We start from the raw sequence: 20,099 nt of genomic DNA on the forward strand, positions 1-20,099 counted from the left end.
ATACTATCATTAGGACAAGATACAAAAAAGCACAAAGACTTTAGCGAGATTTTATCTCCTCTATAGTCTTTGTGCTTTTTTATCCTTAACTAAGCTCTTATTCGCTTTTGCGGTAAGAGCGATACACGTTCTTCAACTGTTGTACGACGCGTGACATCGAATAAGCGTTTTGCGCTTTATCCCAGGCAACACGCCCCAAATTGTAACGGTAGATTGGATCACTAATGACTTTCTCGAGTGCGCTCGCCAGAGCCTGAACATCTTCTACCGGAACAAGAAGCCCATTCTGTCCATGCGATATTTGTTCCGGAATGCCTCCAACATTCGTGCCGACAAGTGCCAAGCCGCATAGTGCCGCTTCGGCAAACACCGAACCGAATGCCTCTGCTCGTGAAGGCAGAACGAACACATCGAAGAATGGCATGAAATCTTCTGGATGGAGCATATACCCGTAAAAAATAATTTCCTCGTAAATGTTCAGCTCGATGGCCATTTGTTCCAGCTCTTGACGGATCGGCCCGTCTCCTATCAAATGAAGTACGAACGGATTGCCCTTCTTCTTCAGCTCGGCGCAAGCCAACAGGAGAATATCTAACCCTTTTGCAGGGACTAGACGGCACACGGTAATCAGCTGCGGAACTTTATTATCGTGAGGTACCGGACGAAATCGTTTTTCATCGAAGCCGTTTGGGATGACCCCGATTTTCTCTGGCTCCTGCACGTACTCGGACAAGTACTGTTTAAAAGAGCTGGATACAGTGATCAATTGATCGACTCGTTCCTCCAATTCCCTATATATCGATGTCAGGAAATTATGCTCTGGCCCATTCGCTATAATTTTACCGTTAAGTATCAATTCCCGTTCATAACTAGAGTGAACCGTCATAAGCACAGGCGTATCTGGAAAAAGCTGCTTCATAACCAGCCCGACAATCGGATGATGAGCATGAATGATGTCGTACTTGCCTTGAAGCCTCATCTTGGTCCACCAGACATAATCCTTGTACGTTTGAATGTATTTATCTACGACAGGATGACCTGCATAGGCTTCCCAATCAAAGGTTGTGAAACTTACAGGCTCCGTACCCTTGCTTCGTACTCGTTTTGGTAAGGAAAATAATTCCATTTCCCATCCGCGTTTGTTGAAGCGATCCTGCATAAAGGGAATCATGGAAGACACTCCGCCAGGCTGCTCCGGGGGAAAAAATAACGCTTGTAAAATTTTCATGATAGCCCTCCGTGATCGATCCTGTTTTTGTTCATTTTAGCCACCATTAGCAATGGGTGAAAAGGACACGCTCTCCGAACTATCCCTACTTACATCGTATCAGTATTGAGAAGTCACGACAAGAGTACGCTCCAAAAGAAAAAGTTACAATTCCAGGACAAAAATAGACATTTTTTTTACCATAACGAATGTACGTTTGGTATAATATACCTAATCTTGATATCGAATGCGAGGGCACTTACTCTTGATGAACGAATTAACTGATTTGTGGACAGGTACTTCCGGTACCGTCTTCTCCTGCACGATTATTTTAAGTATTCTGCTTGTAACGCTTCTCGCTTCCGTTCGTCTACTTCTCAGCCGCCGGAAGATCGGCTATTTCACTATCATGTTAGCCTTGCTTATTCTAATGATTCAATACGGGCAGCTCATCGTTTTCGAGCTAACACAAACCCAGAGCGACATTGCCAATTTCATAGCACTTTTATTGAAAGTGCTCTCTTTTATACTAGTTAATACCGGTCTCTATCAGTTATACAATCCTACCAAATGGAAAGACTCCATTGTGTTCATCCTGTGTATGATCGTAACGATTTGCGTATCACTAACTTATTGGTATATGCCCGACTGGCTGCAAGGAAGCAGCGAGCAGGTTCATTTGATGCAGCCATTAGGCATGGAACTGTACATATTCCTGCTCATTTTCGTCAGCTTTCTGCTTATCAATCCTCGAATCGGACAAAACGGCAAGTATCAGGTCATGCTGACTTTGTACTTCTGCTCTCATATGATTCATATGGCGAATATGTACTTGTTCAATAACAGTCAGTTCATTCTAAACAAGTTCGAGCAAATCATTCCGATGGCATTCCATCTTGTCTTATTCCTGTTCATCTTTGAGCGGATCATTGAGATTATGCAGGCCATTTATAATTCTTCCATCACGGACGGATTAACGAGACTCTACAATCGCAAATATTTTTACAACCGCGTGGCGCAGCATATTGCACAGCGAGTTGGGGTATCTGTTATTTTCAGCGACATCGATAATTTCAAAAAGCTAAATGATACGAAAGGCCATCATATGGGTGACTTGGTATTGAAGCAAGTGGCGCAAATTGTGAAAGAAGAAGCCGAAGAAATCGGAATATGCGGACGATATGGCGGAGAGGAAATGGTCGTAATGGTGACAGACAGTGATGTAGATACTAGTGAGCTTGCGGAGCGAATTCGAGCTCGGGTTGAGGCTGAAACCATTGTGACCGTCAGTATGGGATATAGTCACTATAAGAAGAATGTGACAGCGGACGAGCTTATTAAGCAGGCGGATGAAGCGATGTATAAAGCTAAAACTAGCGGCAAAAACAAGGTGGTCGCCTTTTGACGGATGCTTGAATGAAAGAAATACCCTTCACCTTGCCGCATGATCTGCGTTAGATTCGAGCTGCAAAAAGAAAATACCGGCTATTCGATAACAAACAGCGTATCCAGCGGCTGCTCCAACAGCTCGCTCAGCTTTTTGGCGGTAGCCGGTCCCACTGTTTTGACGGAACGCTCCAATAAACTGATATAAGACGGACTTAGTCCGGATTGCTTGGCCAGTTCCCGCTGCGACATTCCTTTTACGATTCGAGCTCTTACAAAAGCGTCTGACTTCGTTCTAATCTTCATCCGATGTTTCTTCCCCTCTTTTATTTCCAGTTGCCCCAAAAACATTATACTTACTTTATTTTGCTTGTGCAACGATTTTTGTTTACTTTTGTATTCAGTCGCCTTTTCCATATTTTATAATATCTCGAACCGTTGAAATTACCTATGTTTACTGATATCATTAAAAAGCTAAACTATTGTTTACTTCTGGTAAATGCAGGTGTCATGAATGAACTTTTACGAACAGCTGCGCGATATGCGCAAATTAAAAGGTTTCACCATTCGGGAACTAGCCGACCGTTCAGGTGTTTCCGCAGCCTACATTTCGCAACTCGAAAATGGCAATCGTGGCGTGCCTTCCCCCGACGTGCTGATGAAGCTGTCCGAAGGATTGAACACTCCCTATTCCGAGTTAATGGAAGTAGCAGGATATTTGGAGAAAGCGGAAATGGAACGGGATGCGACCTATTCCCGACCTAGGGTCAATTTACGACGATTTATAAGAGAAAATGAGCTGAGCTTCGACGGAATTGAGCTGACAGAACAAGACAAGGAATGGATCGAGCGAATGCTGACGGCATTATTTTGGCGGGATAAAAAGAAATCCGAGGCGCCAAGCGGTGATCATCGTCTTGACCAGGAGTAGATTGGTTACTCCTTCCCTATATTCAACATTCAAATGAATATGATAAGAGAAAAATCCCACTAATCTCGGCTTTTGACAAGCTGATGATCAGTGGGATTTTAATATGGCTAAATGTAAGGAATTGGGTCTTTCTCACCCGCTTCGGCGAAGCCTTTCAGACGGAGACGACAGCTGTCGCACACTCCGCAAGCTTCCTTTTGACCATTATAGCACGAAGTGGTCAAATGATACGGTACGTTCAACCGCATTCCTTCACGAATGATTTGAGCTTTGGTCCACTCGCTTAGAGGAGTTTCAATGCGCATAGGCACACCTTCAACACCTACTCGTGTAGCGAGTGCCATCACTTCCTCCACCTTATGAATGAATTCAGGACGACAGTCCGGATAACCGCTATAGTCCAATGCATTAACACCAATATAGACTGCTTCCGCACCTGTCACCTCTGCGTAGGAAGTAGCAATGGAGAGAAAAAGCAGGTTACGACCGGGTACATAAGTAACCGGGACTTCCGATTCGCTCTTATCCTGCTCTTTCGTCATGTCCGGTACGTCAATCGATTCGTCTGTCAGCGCACTACCGCCGAACTCCTTCAAGAAACCAAGGGAAATGACTTTATGACGATCAGCTACTCCGTAATGGGCAGCGACTTGCCGCGCATTCTCTAGCTCTACTTTATGGCGTTGGCCATAATCGAAAGTGATAGGGAACAAATCGTAGCCTTCCGCTTGCGCAATTCCCATGCAAGTCGTGCTGTCCAATCCCCCGCTCAAAATAATAACAGCTCTTTTCGCTTGATTCGTTTGCATGCTTTTTCCACACCTTTATCTAAAAATAAGTCAATTAGTTCCACTTATACTCCGCGCATGGCCGGGTCCCAAATGATTTTATGCAGCTGCATGTTCAACTTCACATGGGATAAACCTTGATCCAGCATACGCTGAACGAGCTTGAACGGCGGCATTGTCTCCCATACCGGACTAAACATCGGGAGAGCTTCGGTTGGATATTGTTCCAATATTCTTACCGCTTCTTCGAAATCCCTATCACTGCCAATGACGAATTTCAACTCGTCCTGCTTACGCAGCTTAGCAAAGTTGCTGACGATCATCGCTTCGGACTCACCGGAGTCCGGAAGCTTATAGTCCATAATGTAGCGTACTTTAGGAGAATGAATACGCTCAATAAACATCGATAAATCAATAGCGCCATTCGTTTCGATATGGAGATCGGTCAATCTGTCGATGCCAAGCAGCGCCTCAATCAATGCTGCCGATTTCTCACCGTACAAGAGCGGCTCTCCGCCAGTCAAACATACGTGAGTAGAACGGTAGGATCTCACTTGCTCTACAATCTCGTCGATGGTCATCACGCTCTCTGCTTCTTCCGGCGGATAACTGTATTTCGTATCGCACCAGCTGCAGCGTAAGTTACAGCCGAACAACCTTACAAAAACGGTCGGGAAGCCTGCACGTGTGCCTTCTCCTTCAACCGTTTCAAAGATTTCTACCATCGGTATTTTCGTCTTATTCACTTGCAGCATCCCCCATCATGGCCGCCGTAACCGCGGCATAGCTGGTCGGAGTCTCCCACAGCCTTACTTCCTCGAGTTTGATCTTTGGGTACAAGCCTTCCGAGCGTAACGCGTCGATCAATTGCTCATACATCCAGACGACCATATTCTCTGCGGTTGTATTCATAAGCGGCAGAACTTCATTCAAGTACCGATGATCGAGACGATCCATAATTCGTTCCTTGGCGATTCTTTTGATATCGGCAAAATCGATGGTTATCCCCCGATGATCCACTTTTCCGCGCATAATAACCTGAAGCTTGTACGTGTGACCGTGCAAGCTCTTGCATTTGCCTTCATAGCAGTGCAGATGATGAGCGCTGTCAAACGTAAACTCTTTGGAGACAAGAACTTCTCTATCATGATATTTGAGCTGATCGGCTTGAATGTCCGAGCCCAATTGTTGTACTTTGGTAGGAATTTCATATTCCATATTCATTCACCTCTTCCCTGATCCCCCATTGTCAAACCACGCTACTAAAGCAATCTATTTTCAGAAAACTTCAATAGTGGTTGGAGCATGCCTCTGGGAGTACCCCGATATAAATCATGTGACCCTGCTTACAAAAAAACACCCCCAATTATAGCACGCTTGGTTCACTTCTCACAACAAGGAGAAACTTGTATAATAGGGCTGATGCCATTTCAAGAAAAACCATTAAAAGAGACGGAATTAAGGACAATATAAGGAGCAATGACTGCAAGATGATATCACTTCCTGAATCTTTCCAACAGCAAATGCGCGACCAACTTGGGGAGGAAGCCGAACATTTCCTTGCCAGCTATGGGCTGCCCCGAACACAAGGCTTACGTATAAATCCGAATAAAGCGGATCATGAGATCACCGAGCTTCTAATAAAACAGTTCGGGCTTACTCCCGTTCCATGGTGCGAGAGCGGATATTACTATGAGGATACGGTGAAGCCGGGCAAGCATCCCTATCACGCCGCAGGATTGTATTACATTCAAGAACCTTCCGCCATGTCAGCCGTTGCTCTGCTCGATCCTCAGCCAGGCGACATCGTGCTCGATTTAGCCGCCGCTCCTGGAGGCAAATCGACGCATATTGCCGCGAAGCTTGAAGGACAAGGCTTGTTAATAACCAATGAGATTCATCCGGCAAGGGCCAAAATATTAGCCGAAAATATAGAGCGCATGGGTATTACGAATGCTATTGTGACTCAGATGGCTCCTGATCCGCTGGCAGCCAGATTCCCTGTCTTTTTTGACAAAATGATGGTGGATGCTCCCTGCTCCGGAGAAGGCATGTTCCGCAAAGATCCGGAAGCGGTGGAGGAATGGTCCCCGGACCATGTCACCATGTGCGCCTCAAGGCAATGGGATATTCTACAGGCTGCCGTTACGATGCTGAAACCAGGAGGATTACTGGCTTATTCGACTTGTACTTTCAACACTGCTGAAAACGAACGAACTGTCGAGGCGCTTCTTGAGCGCTACCCGGAGTTCAAGCTGCTTCACGTGGAGCGGATTTGGCCGCATCGCCACGCAGGCGAGGGGCATTTCGTCGCCTTGCTGCGCAAAGGCGACGGCGAAGCTGCGGCGAACGATATCGCCGCACGCCCTGCACCCGCGCGCGGCAAAGCCGCTGGCAAAAGAGCCTCCTCCCCTAGACCCGAGGAGGAGGCGATAAAGCTCTTTCGCGCGTTCGCCGCGGAGGCTTTACCCGGCTTCGAGCTCCCTGCGGGAGAAGCCGTTCTATTCGGCGAGCAGCTGTACTGGCTGCCAGCTGCGGAGGGCTGTCCGTTCGAGCGAAGCTCTCTGAACGGACTGAAAGTGCTCCGGCCGGGCTTGCACCTGGCCGAAGTGAAAAAAGCGCGCATCGAGCCGTCTCATGCGCTGGCGCTTGCTCTGCCGCGAGGCTCCGCACGACGCGTGATCGACTTCCCCGCGGATGCGCCTGAGATTGACCGCTACCTCCGCGGTGAGACGCTTAACAGCTCTATGGAAGAAAGCGGTTGGGTGCTCGTTACAACCGATGGCATGGCTCTTGGTTGGGGCAAGCTAAGCGGCGGCCAAGTGAAAAATCATTATCCGAAAGGCTTGCGCCGGGTCGGCTCTTAAAGCAAAAACACTCCCTAACTTTCTTTGGAATTATTCCAAGAAGGTCAGCAGGAGTGTTTTTATGTTATCATTCTTCAGCTAATGAAGCTGCTCGCTTTCAAACAGCAGTTCTTCAAATGGTTTATTTTTAAACAGCATAGTGAGATTAAAGGTTTCAAACTCTTTCTCTTTATCCAGCTCCTGCATCAGCAGCATTGAGATTTGTTCTCTATCATCGGAATCCCCAGGTTCTCTAAAATCAATGAAACCGGTAATTTGACGTTGGCTGATATCAATAGTCGCAGTGCCAATAGGCAGCCCCCCGTGGGATTGCTGATAAATCTCATAGGTCAGCATATCCCCGTCATCTCGGGCAAGAATGATTGAATAATCGTCTTCATTCCATGTGTCTTCTAACTCATCATCCATTTCCATCAAACGGCTTGAATCATCATCCAGCAAATCCTCGTGTGTCAATTCAATGGTTTCAATAATATCATGCTCCCACTCCATATGAAGCACGAAGGTATCTACAGCATCCTCGTCAAAATCACTGACAAGGAGATCTGTAATAATTTCAATCTCATCTTCCTCCGGCTCTAGCATCCAGCTAATAGTGCCATTAACATCTCTGCCGTTAATATAAACATCAGCTTCTGCGACGAGCTGCTGTTCATCATCGTATATATGATACTCCACTCTATTGCGGGACTCGGCAACAATGACCAGTTCATAATACTCGTCAACTCCGTCATCGAGAGGCTCCTGCAAGGCTCCATCCCACGATTGGGAATACATTCCGTATTCATTCTGTTCATTAAGATTTTCATCTTCCAGCCTGTCGTAATCCGACCAATCATGCTCGTAGTCAAAATCCTCCTCGACATTTTGGGCGCCAAAATCAGATTCGAGGCGATCGGTAGCAATGACGTGATCATACTCACTGTAGGTTACCAGCACATCACAGCTTTGTACGGACAATGCATCAATAAGAGACTGAACATACTGCTGGACAAAAGCCATCACTTGCTGCTTCGCATGAATCGGAAGCATTTCTTGCTCCAACTGAATAGCTCCACCAATGCGGTCATTTTCGCGGTATACCAGGGTCATACTGCCGACAAATTGATGGTCCCACAAAATATCGTTTACTTCGCCGCTAGCCGTTTTTAAATCCGGTCTAAGCATTACATCCGTCATAGTACTCGCCTCCAATGGGACTTTATCGTCGTAGTGACTTTAATAAACCACCACTTTTAGCCTGTCCCATTCAAGCCCAAAATATATATATCTGTGACAAGAGTCCAAACAAACCGTGATGTTTATCATACAATAAAGTATTCGGATGGCAAGTGAAGCAGCAAGCGCAAGTCAAACTAAAGATGCACAATATACACGGATCACTTGCTCATACGAAAAAAATCATATCAAAATATGAGGAGGAATCAGCATGTCCGGAGTTGGAGGAGCATTCACAAGTGTCGGCATCATTTTGGTATTGTTTATTCTTTTGGTCATCATAACCCGCGCTAGCTGGTTGTAATCGGATAGGTTCTGCAGCAACCCTACTAATGCAGTCACCATGTTAAGCAGATAAAATAAAGCTGCGGTTCGATTCTTCATGGAAAGAACCGACAGTCCCAACCGATACGCAATAATCCAAGCTTAGCTTAATAATGTAAAAGACCGGAACCCTAAGCGGCTCCGGTCTTTTGATGTAAACTCATTACGTAATAATCTATTCTCAAATTGCGTTATCCATTAGCTTGTCTAAGTTGAAGCAGTTCATCCTCGGTTAGCTCCCGGTATTCCCCGGGTAATAAATGCTCATCTAGAAGCAAAGGCCCCATAGAAATTCTTTTCAAGAACACGACGCGCTTGCCTATCGCTTGAAACATTCTTTTTACCTGATGAAACTTACCTTCCATAATCGTTAATTCGATCTTGGATACAATCCCCTGCTCTGGATCACCAGGTCTTAAAATGACCAATTGTGCTGGCATTGTTACATAGCCATCATCCAGCTCAACTCCCTGCTGAAACGACTTGCCGTCTTCCTCTGTAACCGCCCCTTCAACCTCAGCAAAATAGGTCTTGGGAATATGCTTCCTTGGGGATAACAGATTATGAGCCAGCTTGCCATCATTGGTCAGCAGCAGCAATCCTTCCGTATCTTTGTCCAATCTTCCAACTGGAAAAGGCTGAAAATGGGTGTACTCTTCATCCAGCAAATCCAGCACAGTACGGTCCCTTGTATCTTCTGTTGCCGATATAACACCCTGTGGTTTATTCAGCATCACGTAGATGAATTCACGATAACGGACCACTTCGCCTTCTACGGTAATGACATCGCTCTCGGGGTTGACTTGAATGCCGCTGTCTTTGACAGGCCGGTCATTCATACGAATGACCCCTCTTTTCACTAAAATCTTGATTTCGCTTCGTGAGCCATAACCTGTGTGCGCCAGCAGCTTGTCCAACCGCATCGTTTGCTTCATAATTAAGTCCACCTCCAACCCGCAGGGTATTCATTTTTAAGCATCCCGTCCTGCCATTTTCCCCAGCCAACCGCAAAGCCGTCGATAGTGACTAGACTGTATCCTTTTTTCTTATCCAAATCTCCGGATAGATGTACTTGGTCTTCAGCTATCTCCAGAGTCTCGCCCTTCAAGTAACGAACCGTTGCCGTCTCTTTCGCGGTCAATGCGATCCAGCGTCTCACATCGCTCTGCTTCAAGCCCATTGCCAATGCGTGAGAAGGCTCAAAGCGCTGCTTACGGACACTTCCCATATACCAACCCGGACGAATGACCCGAATGCCGCTTAAATCTGGCAGACCTTCGGGGGATACATAAATATGCTCGCCATGCAGAACTACATTAGAAACAGGTACATCCGGCGCAAACTCCTGCATGAAGGAGTAAAAGGGCTGAAGGTCTACAACCGGCTGCTTTTTGAACAAATATTTATCCGTCGCATAACGATCTCGGCCTTTTGATTTCAATCTTTCCTTATCCGCCTTTAAGAACTTCGTCTCTGCGGCTATACGAGCTGGTGATGCTTTATCGGCCTCGTATTCCAACACAGCTACAAAATGCCCTTCTCCGCTAAGATGATGCGGCCATAGTCTAGCGGTACCCGACACCTCCTGTGCCGCCGCCGCAGCTTGTAAGGAGCCCAGCTCTGTAATATCCAGCCAATCTGGATTCCCTGGACGAAATCCGTGCTCCATAGGAATCGGAACAATCCTGAATTGAGGGTGTGATGCAATAAACTGAGCGATCATTGCCTCATTCTCTTCCGGGGAAAAAGTACAGGTAGAATATACGATTCTGCCTCCTGGGCGAAGCATGATAGCAGCCTGCTTCAGCAAATCCCGCTGCATTCCAGCGTACCGCGTCACCCAGTCTGGATGCCAGGCTTTGGCCATCTCCTCTTCTTTGCGGAACATCCCTTCACCGGAACAAGGAGCATCGATCAAAATTTTATCAAAAAACGCCCGAAACGGGTGCTGCAGCTTGTCGGGCCGCTCATTCAACACCACCGCATTTCGAACGCCGTTCAGTTCAATATTTTTGACTAACGCCTTCACTCTATCGGGATGAATGTCGTTGGTTACCAACAATCCTTGGCCTGCCAGCTTGGCGGCGATTTGGGTCGATTTACCTCCCGGTGCGGCACATAAATCAAGTACCCGTTCACCTGGCTGAACGTCCAGCAGCTCTCCGGGCGCCATTGCACTCGGCTCCTGAATATAGTACAGACCAGCATGGTAATATGGATGCTTGCCTGGTCGATCTGATTCTCCGTAATAATAACCTGTCGATGTCCATGGTATCGGATCCAGGTTAAACGGCATTAACGTCTTAAATTCGTCCACATTGACTTTTAAAGTGTTGACTCGGAGACCATACCTTCTTGTTTCCTCATAGGAGGATATGAATGCTGGGAACTCTGTTCCCAGCAATGATTTCATTTTAGTTATAAATGCTTCAGGCAACTGACTGCCCATACTTGTTGTCCAACTTTCCGCAACTATGCACTAATTAATTTGAAAAAAGAAAATTTTATCTCCTTCCGGCTGTGTCTGATAACGAGCCATCCAACGCCCGCTCATCCAGCCGAAATCTTGATTGTCCCAATTATATTTCTTATAGCTAAAGGCTGCAACTATGAGATCAGGGCGCGTAAAAGAACTGGAAAATACTCTCTTGCTCATCACATCAACGAACATGACGACATCTTCCTCTTGATGCAGCGCTACCTGCGTCGTTTTCCAGCGACTCATATAATAGCTGTTTTCTGTGACATTGACAAATACTTGTGCTTCGGCAGCAGGAGAATAAGGTTCAATACATATTTTGCCGAACACAATATCATTTTTATCCCAATTATCGGGCACGTCCACTTTTTTCAACGGCAGCATTGTACCAGTAGACATATCGCCAATCAGCCAGTTGACCGTTTTTTTATATGCTGCGCCCTTACTGTTCGTCGCTATCGTATACTGATGCAGAATGACCGCTTTTTTGCTTTCACTGTACCCTCCGAATTCAAGCCTGTCCTTCGAATCCTTTGGAAGTGCAAAGCGTTTCAACAAATTTCCTTTGAAATCTACAAGCTGCACTCCGGAAGATAGCAGCAGCGTCCTGTTCTCGCCCTTCAAAATATTGTCGGCACCGCGATCATACGTAAAATTATAATACATCACCTTTCCTTTTGCATCCGTTCCCGGATCAACAAAGCCTTGCTCGGAAGCAAAGGGCTGGCGAGTCGTTCCTTCGTTCATATCGATCCATGTGAGATCGCTCTGATACCGGTTGGCTCCATAGATACCTATGCCGCTGTTACCCAGCGTCTCGAAATGCTCTCCAGAACGAATTTCATTCGATCCGATGATCATCCATTTCTTAGCCCCTGTTTGCAAATCGTAGGTCGTAACCCCACTGATACTGTCCCGAATGAATAAATGCTTCTTATCAGGAGTCAACACGGCACTATAAAGGACCGGAGTGGCGTTAGCATTGGAAGGGATAGCCTCATATCGAAATAGCTCCATTACTGGCGTAACGGTCTTTTGCGCTATATTCATCTTATTGACCTGATAGACCCATTCCTGATCTGCATTAACTACCGTAGTATATAAAAATTCATGATCTGAAATAAACCCGATCAGCTGCGTTGACTGCGAGAAAACCTCCGAGGCTTGTCCGAATGTATAACCAATAGTCTCTTGAACCGGCTGTCCTGATTGTGGGTCCATTGCCACCATATCGATCTGCGTCCAAGCTTGTCCCTCCTGCTTTTGTTCCCTCTGTACAAAATATACCATCCGCTCTGCATCCGGAGCCGTATATTGCTTTACGACATGCGCTTTTTTAACGGTCAGTCCGATTCCCCGCGTTATTTTGGATTTGGCTATTTGCAGCTTTCCGAAATCATATAGGGGAAGCTCCGTATTCTTTATTTTATAATCGTCCAGCACTTTGTATGGAGCAGCCGACTGAAATACCCTTACCCGATCCTTGGTAGCCTCTGCCGCTCTCACTTGCGAAGACTGGTTGCTCTTTGGCATGCAAACAGAGTACACCGAGTAAAAGAGGCCGCTTAAGAGGATTAACCCCAATGCAAGCCATAGGTAAGGGTTGATGGATGTTAGCTGAACTTTACGCAAAAATCATTCCCCGCAGTCTCATCAATATGTAGGCATAAAGTAACAAATCATTTGCCTATTGAACTATTCCACATATTTGTCGAAAATCCTTCAATTTTCATACGAGAAACTCACAGGAAAACTATGCTTTCGCGGCGAAATAGATTGTTCGTGATGGACCATTTTTTACTGTGGAAAGAGGGAATTTATGAAAAAGCTTGCCATTTATTTATCCATTATCATCGTTTTGTTTGCAGCCATCTACGTGGTAAATCAGCAATCGGACAAAGCCAAGAACGGTAAATTTGCCGACAACGCATATGGCATTTCACCGGACAAGCTGAATCCTGAGACCGTTAAGCTGCTAAATGATCCAAATTATCAGAATCTTATCATGCCTGCGGAGCTGGATAAGAAAATAAATAATAAAGAGGATTTTTTCCTGTATTATTTCGCTTCCACCTGCCCACATTGCAAGAGGACAACCCCTATTCTCTCTCCAATGACTAAAGATTTGAATATAGACGTAAAGCAGTTCAATTTGGAGGAATTTAAGGACGGCTGGAACAAATATCATATTCAGTTCACTCCGACACTAATTTATTACAAAGGCGGCAAAGAAGTGGAACGGCTCGAGGGCGGTATAGCAGCCGCTGGAGAACAAGGGTACACTGCCGATACGTTCAAGCAATTTTTGCTCAAATATAACGGCTCGAAGTAACGCATCTTAGGGTCAACGACATAATAAAAGGATTGCCTTTCATGGCCCGCTGTTCTCGCTATGGAAACTACGAGAATTCGGGCCCATGGTAGGCAATCCTTTTTATTAACTATTTGCGCAGTTTGTCTTGAATCAGCTTGTTCATTTCCTCATCCGCGGTACGAAGTGCCGTGTTCAAGTCTGTTTCATCCACAATATAAGCATTAAACGCTTTGGTTAAAATTTTATCAACGTCACCGTCCGGCAAATATTTAAATGGCGTCATTATAGCGAATTTCAGCTTGGTCATCGCGGCTAAATTTTTACCCTCAAATTCCTTCAAGCCCTTGCCGAACTCAGATCTCAGCTTCTCATCCTTAAGCACCGTCATCCGGCCGCCCCTCATCATATCAGCCTGCACCTCGTCGGATAAAATCGTATCCAGCACAAGGAATGCCGCATCTTTCACTTTACTTTGCTCGCTTATCGATAGGATCGGTGAGTCGAGACGCTGCCCGATACCCGGGGCTTTGCGATGTTGAGGGTAAGTCACCATATCCCAGTTAACCTGAGGAGCTGTTTTTAACGTATTAAGCAGGTTACTGTGGCTAGCAATCATCGCCAACGTTCCGTTAACGAATGCGGTTTGGTTTTTGCCCGCGTTCGGCACTTTGAAGTCTCCCTCAGTTAAGCCAGGAATTTTAAATTGCGCTCCCCACAGCTGAAACGCTTCTTTCCATTGGTCATTCATTAGCAGCGACTTGTTCGTGTTAAAGTCAGCAAAAGGAATGGACAACTGCTGTTGAATCCTTCCTATTCCATCTGGGAAAATGCCTCGATAGGCAATTCCGTTATCCGTTCTTGTCAGCTTCTTGGCGAGCTCCGCAACCTCATCCCAATACATTCCCTCTTTAGGATAAGGGATAGCGAATTTATCGAAAATATCTTTGTTATAGAACAGGGCGAAGGAATTCGTATAGGCAGGCAGTCCAGCCAAATAGTCCTGACCTCCGGCTATTTTCAACGTTTGGAGTGCTTCGGGTGAAAAACGACTCGTATCGAATCTATATTTTTTTATCAATGGCTCCATATTGAACAGTAGTTTGTACTCTGACAGATTGCTCCCCATGGGTCCCGGATAGTTAGCAACAATATCTGGAATTTCTCCGGCAGATATCAGCTCAGGCAGTTTGGAGGCGGAAGCATTGATCCTCTCGATCGTGATCTGTGGATACTTCTTGGCAACCGGGTCAACGATATATTTCTTCACTTCGTCATCTGAGAACATACCGCCGCTCGCCAATATTTTCACCGTAACCTTATCCTTGCTAAGCTCAGGGATCGTATCAGCCGGCTTATCTTGAGCAGATGGAGCTTCAGTAGGTTTCGCGGTTCCATTACAACCTATTAACGAGACAGTGCAGCAAAGCGCTAGCGTACCAACATACAACTTTTTCATTGTGTATCCCCCTTTAGTTTACTTTCCCTTTTTGCTGACCATTACGCCTTTATTTTATAACGAAAACGCTTACATATTAATGTCTATAACTCATCAGTTTATGTCTTATTCTAATATAAATAAAAAAAGACGCCTTTCGACGTCTTTTTACTTACTGGGAAACGGGCATAGGATCAGCTTTGTTTTCTTTGTCTTTATTGCGCAAGGCTCTTACTATAAATACAGAAGCAAGCATGATGATCGCAACTGTCATTGCACTAAGAAATAAACCGTTGAAGCCCCGTCCTACCGTTTCATGCAAAGTCTGCTGCACCAACTCTCGTATTTGCGGCACAGGGATTTGGCTGATAGCATTTTTCAATGTGGCTGCATCCATCGTTTGCGGCAATTGACTCATGGAACCTGGCTGCAGCTGTATTCCAGCCTTCTGGGCATTGCTTTGAAGATCATTCCCGAATTGCTCAAAGGAGCGTGTCAGGAAGCCTGCATAAATGGTCGGTGCAATGGTCATTCCCATTTGCCGCAGCAGGGAAGCACCAGCCAAAGCAACGCCTTTATTATCTTTGGAATTCTCCGTGGCAAGAATATTGATTGGCGCACCTAGCATGGAGCCGAAGCCGATACCTACCAAGCTGCTGGCTATGACCATCTGCCATGTGGTCGTAACCCAGATTGGAAATAGTACGAATCCTAGAATTGCTAACAAACAGGAAATCGTTAGAGAGAACGTCGGACCTTTGCGGTCTATAAGAGCTCCGCCTCCACCGGCACCAATACCTGAAGCTATGGCCAACGGAGTGAACCAGTATCCCGCCATTTTGCTGTCAATCCCTAGAAATTGCTCCACATAGCTTGGGATAAAAATAACTGAAGCCAGTATGGCACCAGAGCAAGCTGCTAGGAGCAGCGTCCAGCGATAGGTCCGATTTTTTAGCAGTTCTATAGGAAGAACGGGCTCGATGCCCTTAGCCCCTGCATGTTTTTCAATATAAATGAACAAGGCAAGCAAAGCGGCGCCAATTACAATAAACAATAGGAACGAAGCGGATGCACCTTTAAGCTGAGTTAGTCCGTACATCAACGAAAGGCTGGCACAGCTCAGAACGAGAATTCCTGGAATATCGAGTCTCGTATGAACCCGTTCTTGCTCTTCCTTAATGGTTTTGCCGCCCATAATCATCAACACAATTGCGATTGGAATGTTAATGATGAACAGCCAGTGCCAGCTGCCCGTTAGGTTCAAAATGAAAGAACCCAGATTAGGACCGATAATAGAAGCAATGCCGTTCATTCCTCCAATCATCCCGAGAGCCCTTCCCTGTTTCTCCTTTGGAAAAGTATTCAGGATATAGGAGCTTGCTAGTATGAATATACCGCCTCCGCCCATGGCTTGAATAAATCGAGAAAGGAGCAGCAAAGAAAAGTTTGGACTCAAGGCAACCAAGAGTGAGCCGACTCCAAACAGACCTATCTCGATTAAAAATAAAAGCCTTCTGCCATATCGGTCAGATAGCTTCCCAATTATCGGTACGCTAATCGCGAGACCTAAAGTATATATGGTTATGATCCATGCTCCCCACGATGGGGAAACACCGAATGTATGGATCAATGTCGTTAACGATGAGGTAACAATACCGTTATCCAAGGCCCCCATAAAAACACCAATGGCTAAAGTAATCAATGACCATTTGCCAGCCTTATTCATCATTATCCCACTCCTTGATGAAACGTATTATTTATTGTTTATGCTAGAACCCTACCGTCATAATACTCGACCTTGGGCGCGTTGAAGCATGTCTCCGCCATGGGCATGCTTGAACGAATCGCTGTTTAAGTAGATTACTAGTGCTTTTTTCGATTCCCAACAGGGAATCGTCTTGAGACTGCTCTGATCCATCCACAATTCATGTATTCCCCCCATTTATAGTTATGAACGATATAATCATAAATATATAGTCATATATGATTAATAACACATGAGTAAGATTATCAGCTTTTGATCTTTTAGTCAAGAGTGACTATAATAGATCTTAACGGAAGGAGGCTATTCAGATGGATGAACGTGAATTACTCGTCTTGGGGCTATTAATGACACAAAGCCAGCACGGCTATCAGATCAATGAATTCATTGAAAAAAACTTAGGCCGCGTATCCGACATGAAAAAGGCTACAGCCTATTCCATATTGAAACGGTTGAATCAAAAAGGATACGTCGACGTCGCAGTAGAACAAGAAGGCAATCGCCCTCCTCGGCAAATCTATACTATAACTCCTATTGGAGAGGAGCAGTTCAATACATTGCTGCGGGCAACGCTCTCAAATCTGGAGAATGTTACTCCTTCAGGAGATATCGGGTTTATGTTTATTGATCATTTGAGCAAGGAAGAGGCTATATCGCTATTGGAGCAAAAGCTGAGAAAAGCGCAGCAGCTGTTGGAAGCACTTTCTACCGTTCCCCGACATGGACCTGGAACCGGCGTAGACTTGTCTATTAGACATCGCATTGCATTACTGCAATGTGACCGGGACTGGATCCTTCATACTATCGAGCAAATGAAGCAGCCTACTTGATGAGTACCAAAAAAGACCGTTCTTAGCATTTAGCTAAAACGGTCTTTTTCATACCTTAAACAAGGACATCTGCAATATGGAGCTGCTTCATTTCGCTTAAATTCACCAACGATTCGCCGATCCTGATCAACGGACGGAGGTCGTTGTGAGGGTTAGTATATACAACCTCTCCTATTTGTCCATCCGTCAGCATGACCTGCTTGCCAATCAAAGAACAAATTATATTTTCAAGAAACATAGCGGATATATGCGGGTCTATCTGCCCGAAGGCTCCTTTACGCATCCGAGAGACGACTTCATGAAAAGATAAGGTATCCCGATAAGGACGCTTGGAAGACATTGCGTGGAATACATCAGCAACTGCAACAATTCTGCTGAACGTGTCTAATCGTGATCCCTTTAGTTTTAACGGATATCCGTTACCATCTGATCGCTCATGATGCAGCAGAGCAACTTTTGCCACACGAGGGCTGAGACCTATCGTAGCCTTTAATAATTCATATCCATAGACAGTGTGGAGCTTAATTTCCGCAAACTCTTCGTCGGTAAGTTTACCCGGCTTCAACCATAAATCCTCGGAAATCCTTACCTTACCCACATCATGCAAAATAGCAGCCAAGGTTAACAACGATAAGTCCGTCTTTTCTAAACCTATCCATTTCCCAATCAACGTCGTCAGAACTGCCACACCAATATGATGCTGAAAGGTATATGTATTCACCTCTGCTCTCTTCATTGCCGCCAATAATTGAAAAAGATCAGGGTACTCTGAAATTTCTTGCACGATTGGAAGAAGCTCGTTCTTGATTTCGAGAAGAGGAACCTTTTTAATCTTATAAATGCGATCAAATAAATCCTGATTATATTGAAAAACTTTCTGCACTTTATCATCAAGCGTGGATATAGATTCATTCCTGCCATTGCCCATCCAAGTCACCTCCGAAAGTTTCACCTGGTGCTGATCAAGCAGCCGAAGATGCTCCTCATCCACAACGAACCCTGAAGGGACCAGCACAAGTCCAGCTGCATTGATAATGTCACAGTCCGTTCTTTTGCCTAGCAGAAATCCCAAAGACATGATTAGCCTCCCCTTAGTTTGAAATTTGAGCTTTCAGACAAGCATTTAATAGATCAGTGATTCATGCTTTAACTGAATTGGTAACCCAGTTTAGAGGGCCGTGTGACTAGATTCCGATCATGTTCACTACCATCTCCAAGCTGTCTATGAGTGTTTGAACCCCCTGCCATATTTCTTTTTCATGTCAATCCTCCAACACCGTCAGTAATGAATTTGTTAAATAGGTCTCAAAGCCTATCCTATAACCAAATTGTACCTAATCATCCTCACAAAATTCTCACAAACTCCCATTATTCGACATCAAAAAAAGACAGAAAGCCTAAATAAGCTCTCTGCCTACAAATGTTTATCCAATCTCTGTTGCCATCCTAGAAGATATAAGTCTCTTTTTCATCCATTCCGGTGGTTCTAGTCCCAAATCCTGAAGGTAAGAAGCTTCAAATCGTTTATAATGCGTGATCATTTTATCCCTTTGACCGCGACTCTCATAAATATCCATGATCAGTTGATTCATCTCTTCATGAAGCGGATGTATGCTTAAGTATACATCCAATCTCTGTTCAGCTCGTGACCATTGCTGTTCAGAAAGATCCATATCGATCAGCTTACGAACCAAGAGCGTATACTGTTTACCGTACCACTCTTCAAGTGCCACCTTCCACGAGTAGTCTTTCCTATCTAGAAGGGGACCCTTGTACATGGAACATAGCTGTTCCAACTGAGCTAGTTCCTTCCCTGTATCCTCAAAAGAAGCGTATCGTTCAAATGCCATCACATCGTACATCAATCCAGCTGTATTCAGCATATAGCCTTCATTGATTTTTCGCACATCCATTCTTACTTCATTTTCTTTCAGCATTTTTTTCAAACGATAAATGGTGTTATGCAGATTATGAAGCGCGCGCTCTTCTTCCATTTGAGGCCATAACAAATCTGCCAAATGCCATTTGCTAAGTTCTTTTCCAGAGTGACAGAGAAAGAAAGCAAACAGCTCCTCTGTTTTGCGTGTAGGCCATCGAACTGGCGATCCGCTTCGGCTGAATACCTCGAATCCACCGAAGCAGCGAAGGGAGGCTTCTTTTTCCTGTGGTTCAATAATAGCTGCTGGGCGAACCTGTTTGAGCAATCGGCTCGCGATCCGATCGATTGCCTCCGGTGTAACCGGCTTTAAAATATAATCGAACGCATATACCTGAAAAGCATCTAAGGCATACTGCTTATACGCAGTAGTAAAAATGATTTTCGTCCCTTCATTCCGCTCGTTTATTTTCTCTGCCAATTCAAGCCCGTTCATCTTTGGCATTTCTACATCCAAAAAATAACATCTGGTGTAAGATCCGCCAAATATGCCAGCGCCTCGAGCGGGTTGGTAAAGGCCCCAATGATGTTATAATGGGTATTTTGACCAATGAAATATTTCATTAATTCCAATATTGGCTTTTCGTCTTCTACAATAATAACACGGAACAAATTGGCCCCT

Annotated in this window: 20 protein-coding genes; 6 read left to right on the forward strand and 14 right to left on the reverse strand. The window is 45.2% G+C overall.

The features are described 5' to 3' along the window. Nucleotides 1-97: 97 nt before the first annotated feature. Nucleotides 98-1,228: a glycosyltransferase family 4 protein gene (locus tag QMA13_RS26390; protein WP_282936675.1), complete on the reverse strand. Its 1,131-nt coding sequence runs from the start codon at nucleotides 1,226-1,228 to the stop codon at nucleotides 98-100. A gap of 247 nt (nucleotides 1,229-1,475) precedes the next feature. On the opposite strand from QMA13_RS26390, the gene QMA13_RS26395 reads away from it, so the two are divergent. Beyond that, complete coding sequence (locus tag QMA13_RS26395; RefSeq protein WP_282936676.1) at nucleotides 1,476-2,612, forward strand: GGDEF domain-containing protein; 1,137 nt, start codon at nucleotides 1,476-1,478, stop codon at nucleotides 2,610-2,612. A gap of 80 nt (nucleotides 2,613-2,692) precedes the next feature. Here the strand turns inward: QMA13_RS26395 and QMA13_RS26400 are convergent, their stop codons facing one another. Continuing rightward, nucleotides 2,693-2,899, reverse strand: coding sequence for a helix-turn-helix domain-containing protein (locus QMA13_RS26400; protein WP_282936677.1), 207 nt, complete (start codon nucleotides 2,897-2,899; stop codon nucleotides 2,693-2,695). A gap of 208 nt (nucleotides 2,900-3,107) precedes the next feature. Here QMA13_RS26400 and QMA13_RS26405 point away from each other — a divergent pair, with 208 nt between their 5' ends. After that, entirely contained in the window at nucleotides 3,108-3,524 is a 417-nt protein-coding gene (locus QMA13_RS26405) for a helix-turn-helix domain-containing protein (protein WP_282936678.1), read from the forward strand. 107 nt (nucleotides 3,525-3,631) lie between these two features. Here the strand turns inward: QMA13_RS26405 and queC are convergent, their stop codons facing one another. Genes queC through queD form a run of 3 tightly spaced genes read right to left on the reverse strand, consistent with a single transcriptional unit; the run spans nucleotide 3,632 to nucleotide 5,530 of the window. Continuing rightward, on the reverse strand, nucleotides 3,632-4,333 hold the full coding sequence (gene queC, locus QMA13_RS26410) for a 7-cyano-7-deazaguanine synthase QueC (protein WP_282936679.1): 702 nt from the start codon (nucleotides 4,331-4,333) through the stop codon (nucleotides 3,632-3,634). A 44-nt stretch (nucleotides 4,334-4,377) separates the two neighbouring features. Continuing rightward, nucleotides 4,378-5,067, reverse strand: coding sequence for a 7-carboxy-7-deazaguanine synthase QueE (locus QMA13_RS26415; protein ID WP_282936680.1), 690 nt, complete (start codon nucleotides 5,065-5,067; stop codon nucleotides 4,378-4,380). Next, nucleotides 5,051-5,530, reverse strand: coding sequence for a 6-carboxytetrahydropterin synthase QueD (gene queD / locus QMA13_RS26420; protein ID WP_282936681.1), 480 nt, complete (start codon nucleotides 5,528-5,530; stop codon nucleotides 5,051-5,053). The genes QMA13_RS26415 and queD overlap by 17 nt, the downstream gene beginning before the upstream one ends. Nucleotides 5,531-5,802: 272 nt before the next feature. Here queD and QMA13_RS26425 point away from each other — a divergent pair, with 272 nt between their 5' ends. After that, a complete protein-coding gene (locus QMA13_RS26425; RefSeq protein ID WP_282936682.1) occupies nucleotides 5,803-7,179 on the forward strand; it encodes an RsmF rRNA methyltransferase first C-terminal domain-containing protein in 1,377 nt (458 codons plus the stop codon). Between the two features lie 78 nt (nucleotides 7,180-7,257). Here the strand turns inward: QMA13_RS26425 and QMA13_RS26430 are convergent, their stop codons facing one another. Next, the gene (locus QMA13_RS26430) at nucleotides 7,258-8,358 is read right to left on the reverse strand and encodes a hypothetical protein (RefSeq protein ID WP_282936683.1); all 1,101 of its coding nucleotides are present in this window, start codon (nucleotides 8,356-8,358) and stop codon (nucleotides 7,258-7,260) included. Between the two features lie 250 nt (nucleotides 8,359-8,608). Between QMA13_RS26430 and QMA13_RS26435 the strand changes: the two genes are divergently transcribed. After that, nucleotides 8,609-8,701: a YjcZ family sporulation protein gene (locus tag QMA13_RS26435; RefSeq protein WP_282936684.1), complete on the forward strand. Its 93-nt coding sequence runs from the start codon at nucleotides 8,609-8,611 to the stop codon at nucleotides 8,699-8,701. Nucleotides 8,702-8,912: 211 nt separating this feature from the next. Here QMA13_RS26435 and QMA13_RS26440 read toward each other — a convergent pair whose 3' ends face one another. Genes QMA13_RS26440 through QMA13_RS26450 form a run of 3 tightly spaced genes read right to left on the reverse strand, consistent with a single transcriptional unit; the run spans nucleotide 8,913 to nucleotide 12,733 of the window. Beyond that, nucleotides 8,913-9,656, reverse strand: coding sequence for a pseudouridine synthase (locus QMA13_RS26440; RefSeq protein WP_282936685.1), 744 nt, complete (start codon nucleotides 9,654-9,656; stop codon nucleotides 8,913-8,915). Between the two features lie 2 nt (nucleotides 9,657-9,658). Beyond that, nucleotides 9,659-11,170, reverse strand: coding sequence for an RsmF rRNA methyltransferase first C-terminal domain-containing protein (locus QMA13_RS26445; protein ID WP_282936686.1), 1,512 nt, complete (start codon nucleotides 11,168-11,170; stop codon nucleotides 9,659-9,661). A gap of 30 nt (nucleotides 11,171-11,200) precedes the next feature. Next, nucleotides 11,201-12,733, reverse strand: a complete 1,533-nt coding sequence (locus tag QMA13_RS26450; protein ID WP_282936687.1) for a hypothetical protein — start codon at nucleotides 12,731-12,733, stop codon at nucleotides 11,201-11,203. Nucleotides 12,734-13,019: 286 nt separating this feature from the next. Between QMA13_RS26450 and QMA13_RS26455 the strand changes: the two genes are divergently transcribed. Further along, nucleotides 13,020-13,532 (forward strand): thioredoxin family protein, encoded by a 513-nt coding sequence (locus QMA13_RS26455; protein WP_282936688.1) that lies wholly within the window; start codon nucleotides 13,020-13,022, stop codon nucleotides 13,530-13,532. Nucleotides 13,533-13,641: 109 nt separating this feature from the next. Here the strand turns inward: QMA13_RS26455 and QMA13_RS26460 are convergent, their stop codons facing one another. Together QMA13_RS26460 and QMA13_RS26465 are read right to left on the reverse strand one after the other, a co-directional pair. Further along, nucleotides 13,642-14,970 (reverse strand): ABC transporter substrate-binding protein, encoded by a 1,329-nt coding sequence (locus QMA13_RS26460; protein ID WP_282936689.1) that lies wholly within the window; start codon nucleotides 14,968-14,970, stop codon nucleotides 13,642-13,644. Nucleotides 14,971-15,121: 151 nt separating this feature from the next. Further along, nucleotides 15,122-16,675, reverse strand: coding sequence for an MFS transporter (locus QMA13_RS26465; RefSeq protein WP_282943573.1), 1,554 nt, complete (start codon nucleotides 16,673-16,675; stop codon nucleotides 15,122-15,124). Between the two features lie 347 nt (nucleotides 16,676-17,022). Here QMA13_RS26465 and QMA13_RS26470 point away from each other — a divergent pair, with 347 nt between their 5' ends. Continuing rightward, nucleotides 17,023-17,541, forward strand: coding sequence for a PadR family transcriptional regulator (locus tag QMA13_RS26470; RefSeq protein WP_282936690.1), 519 nt, complete (start codon nucleotides 17,023-17,025; stop codon nucleotides 17,539-17,541). Between the two features lie 55 nt (nucleotides 17,542-17,596). Here QMA13_RS26470 and QMA13_RS26475 read toward each other — a convergent pair whose 3' ends face one another. The 3 genes from QMA13_RS26475 to QMA13_RS26485 form a co-directional block, all read right to left on the reverse strand. Further along, nucleotides 17,597-18,619, reverse strand: coding sequence for an HD-GYP domain-containing protein (locus QMA13_RS26475; RefSeq protein ID WP_282936691.1), 1,023 nt, complete (start codon nucleotides 18,617-18,619; stop codon nucleotides 17,597-17,599). A 346-nt stretch (nucleotides 18,620-18,965) separates the two neighbouring features. Continuing rightward, complete coding sequence (locus QMA13_RS26480; protein WP_282936692.1) at nucleotides 18,966-19,922, reverse strand: response regulator; 957 nt, start codon at nucleotides 19,920-19,922, stop codon at nucleotides 18,966-18,968. A 2-nt stretch (nucleotides 19,923-19,924) separates the two neighbouring features. Continuing rightward, nucleotides 19,925-20,089: a response regulator gene (locus tag QMA13_RS26485; protein ID WP_282936693.1), complete on the reverse strand. Its 165-nt coding sequence runs from the start codon at nucleotides 20,087-20,089 to the stop codon at nucleotides 19,925-19,927. Between the last annotated feature and the right edge of the window lie 10 nt (nucleotides 20,090-20,099).

Origin of the sequence: Paenibacillus sp. RC67 (genome assembly GCF_030020805.1) — a bacterium.
Taxonomy (GTDB): Bacteria; Bacillota; Bacilli; order Paenibacillales; family NBRC-103111; genus Paenibacillus_S.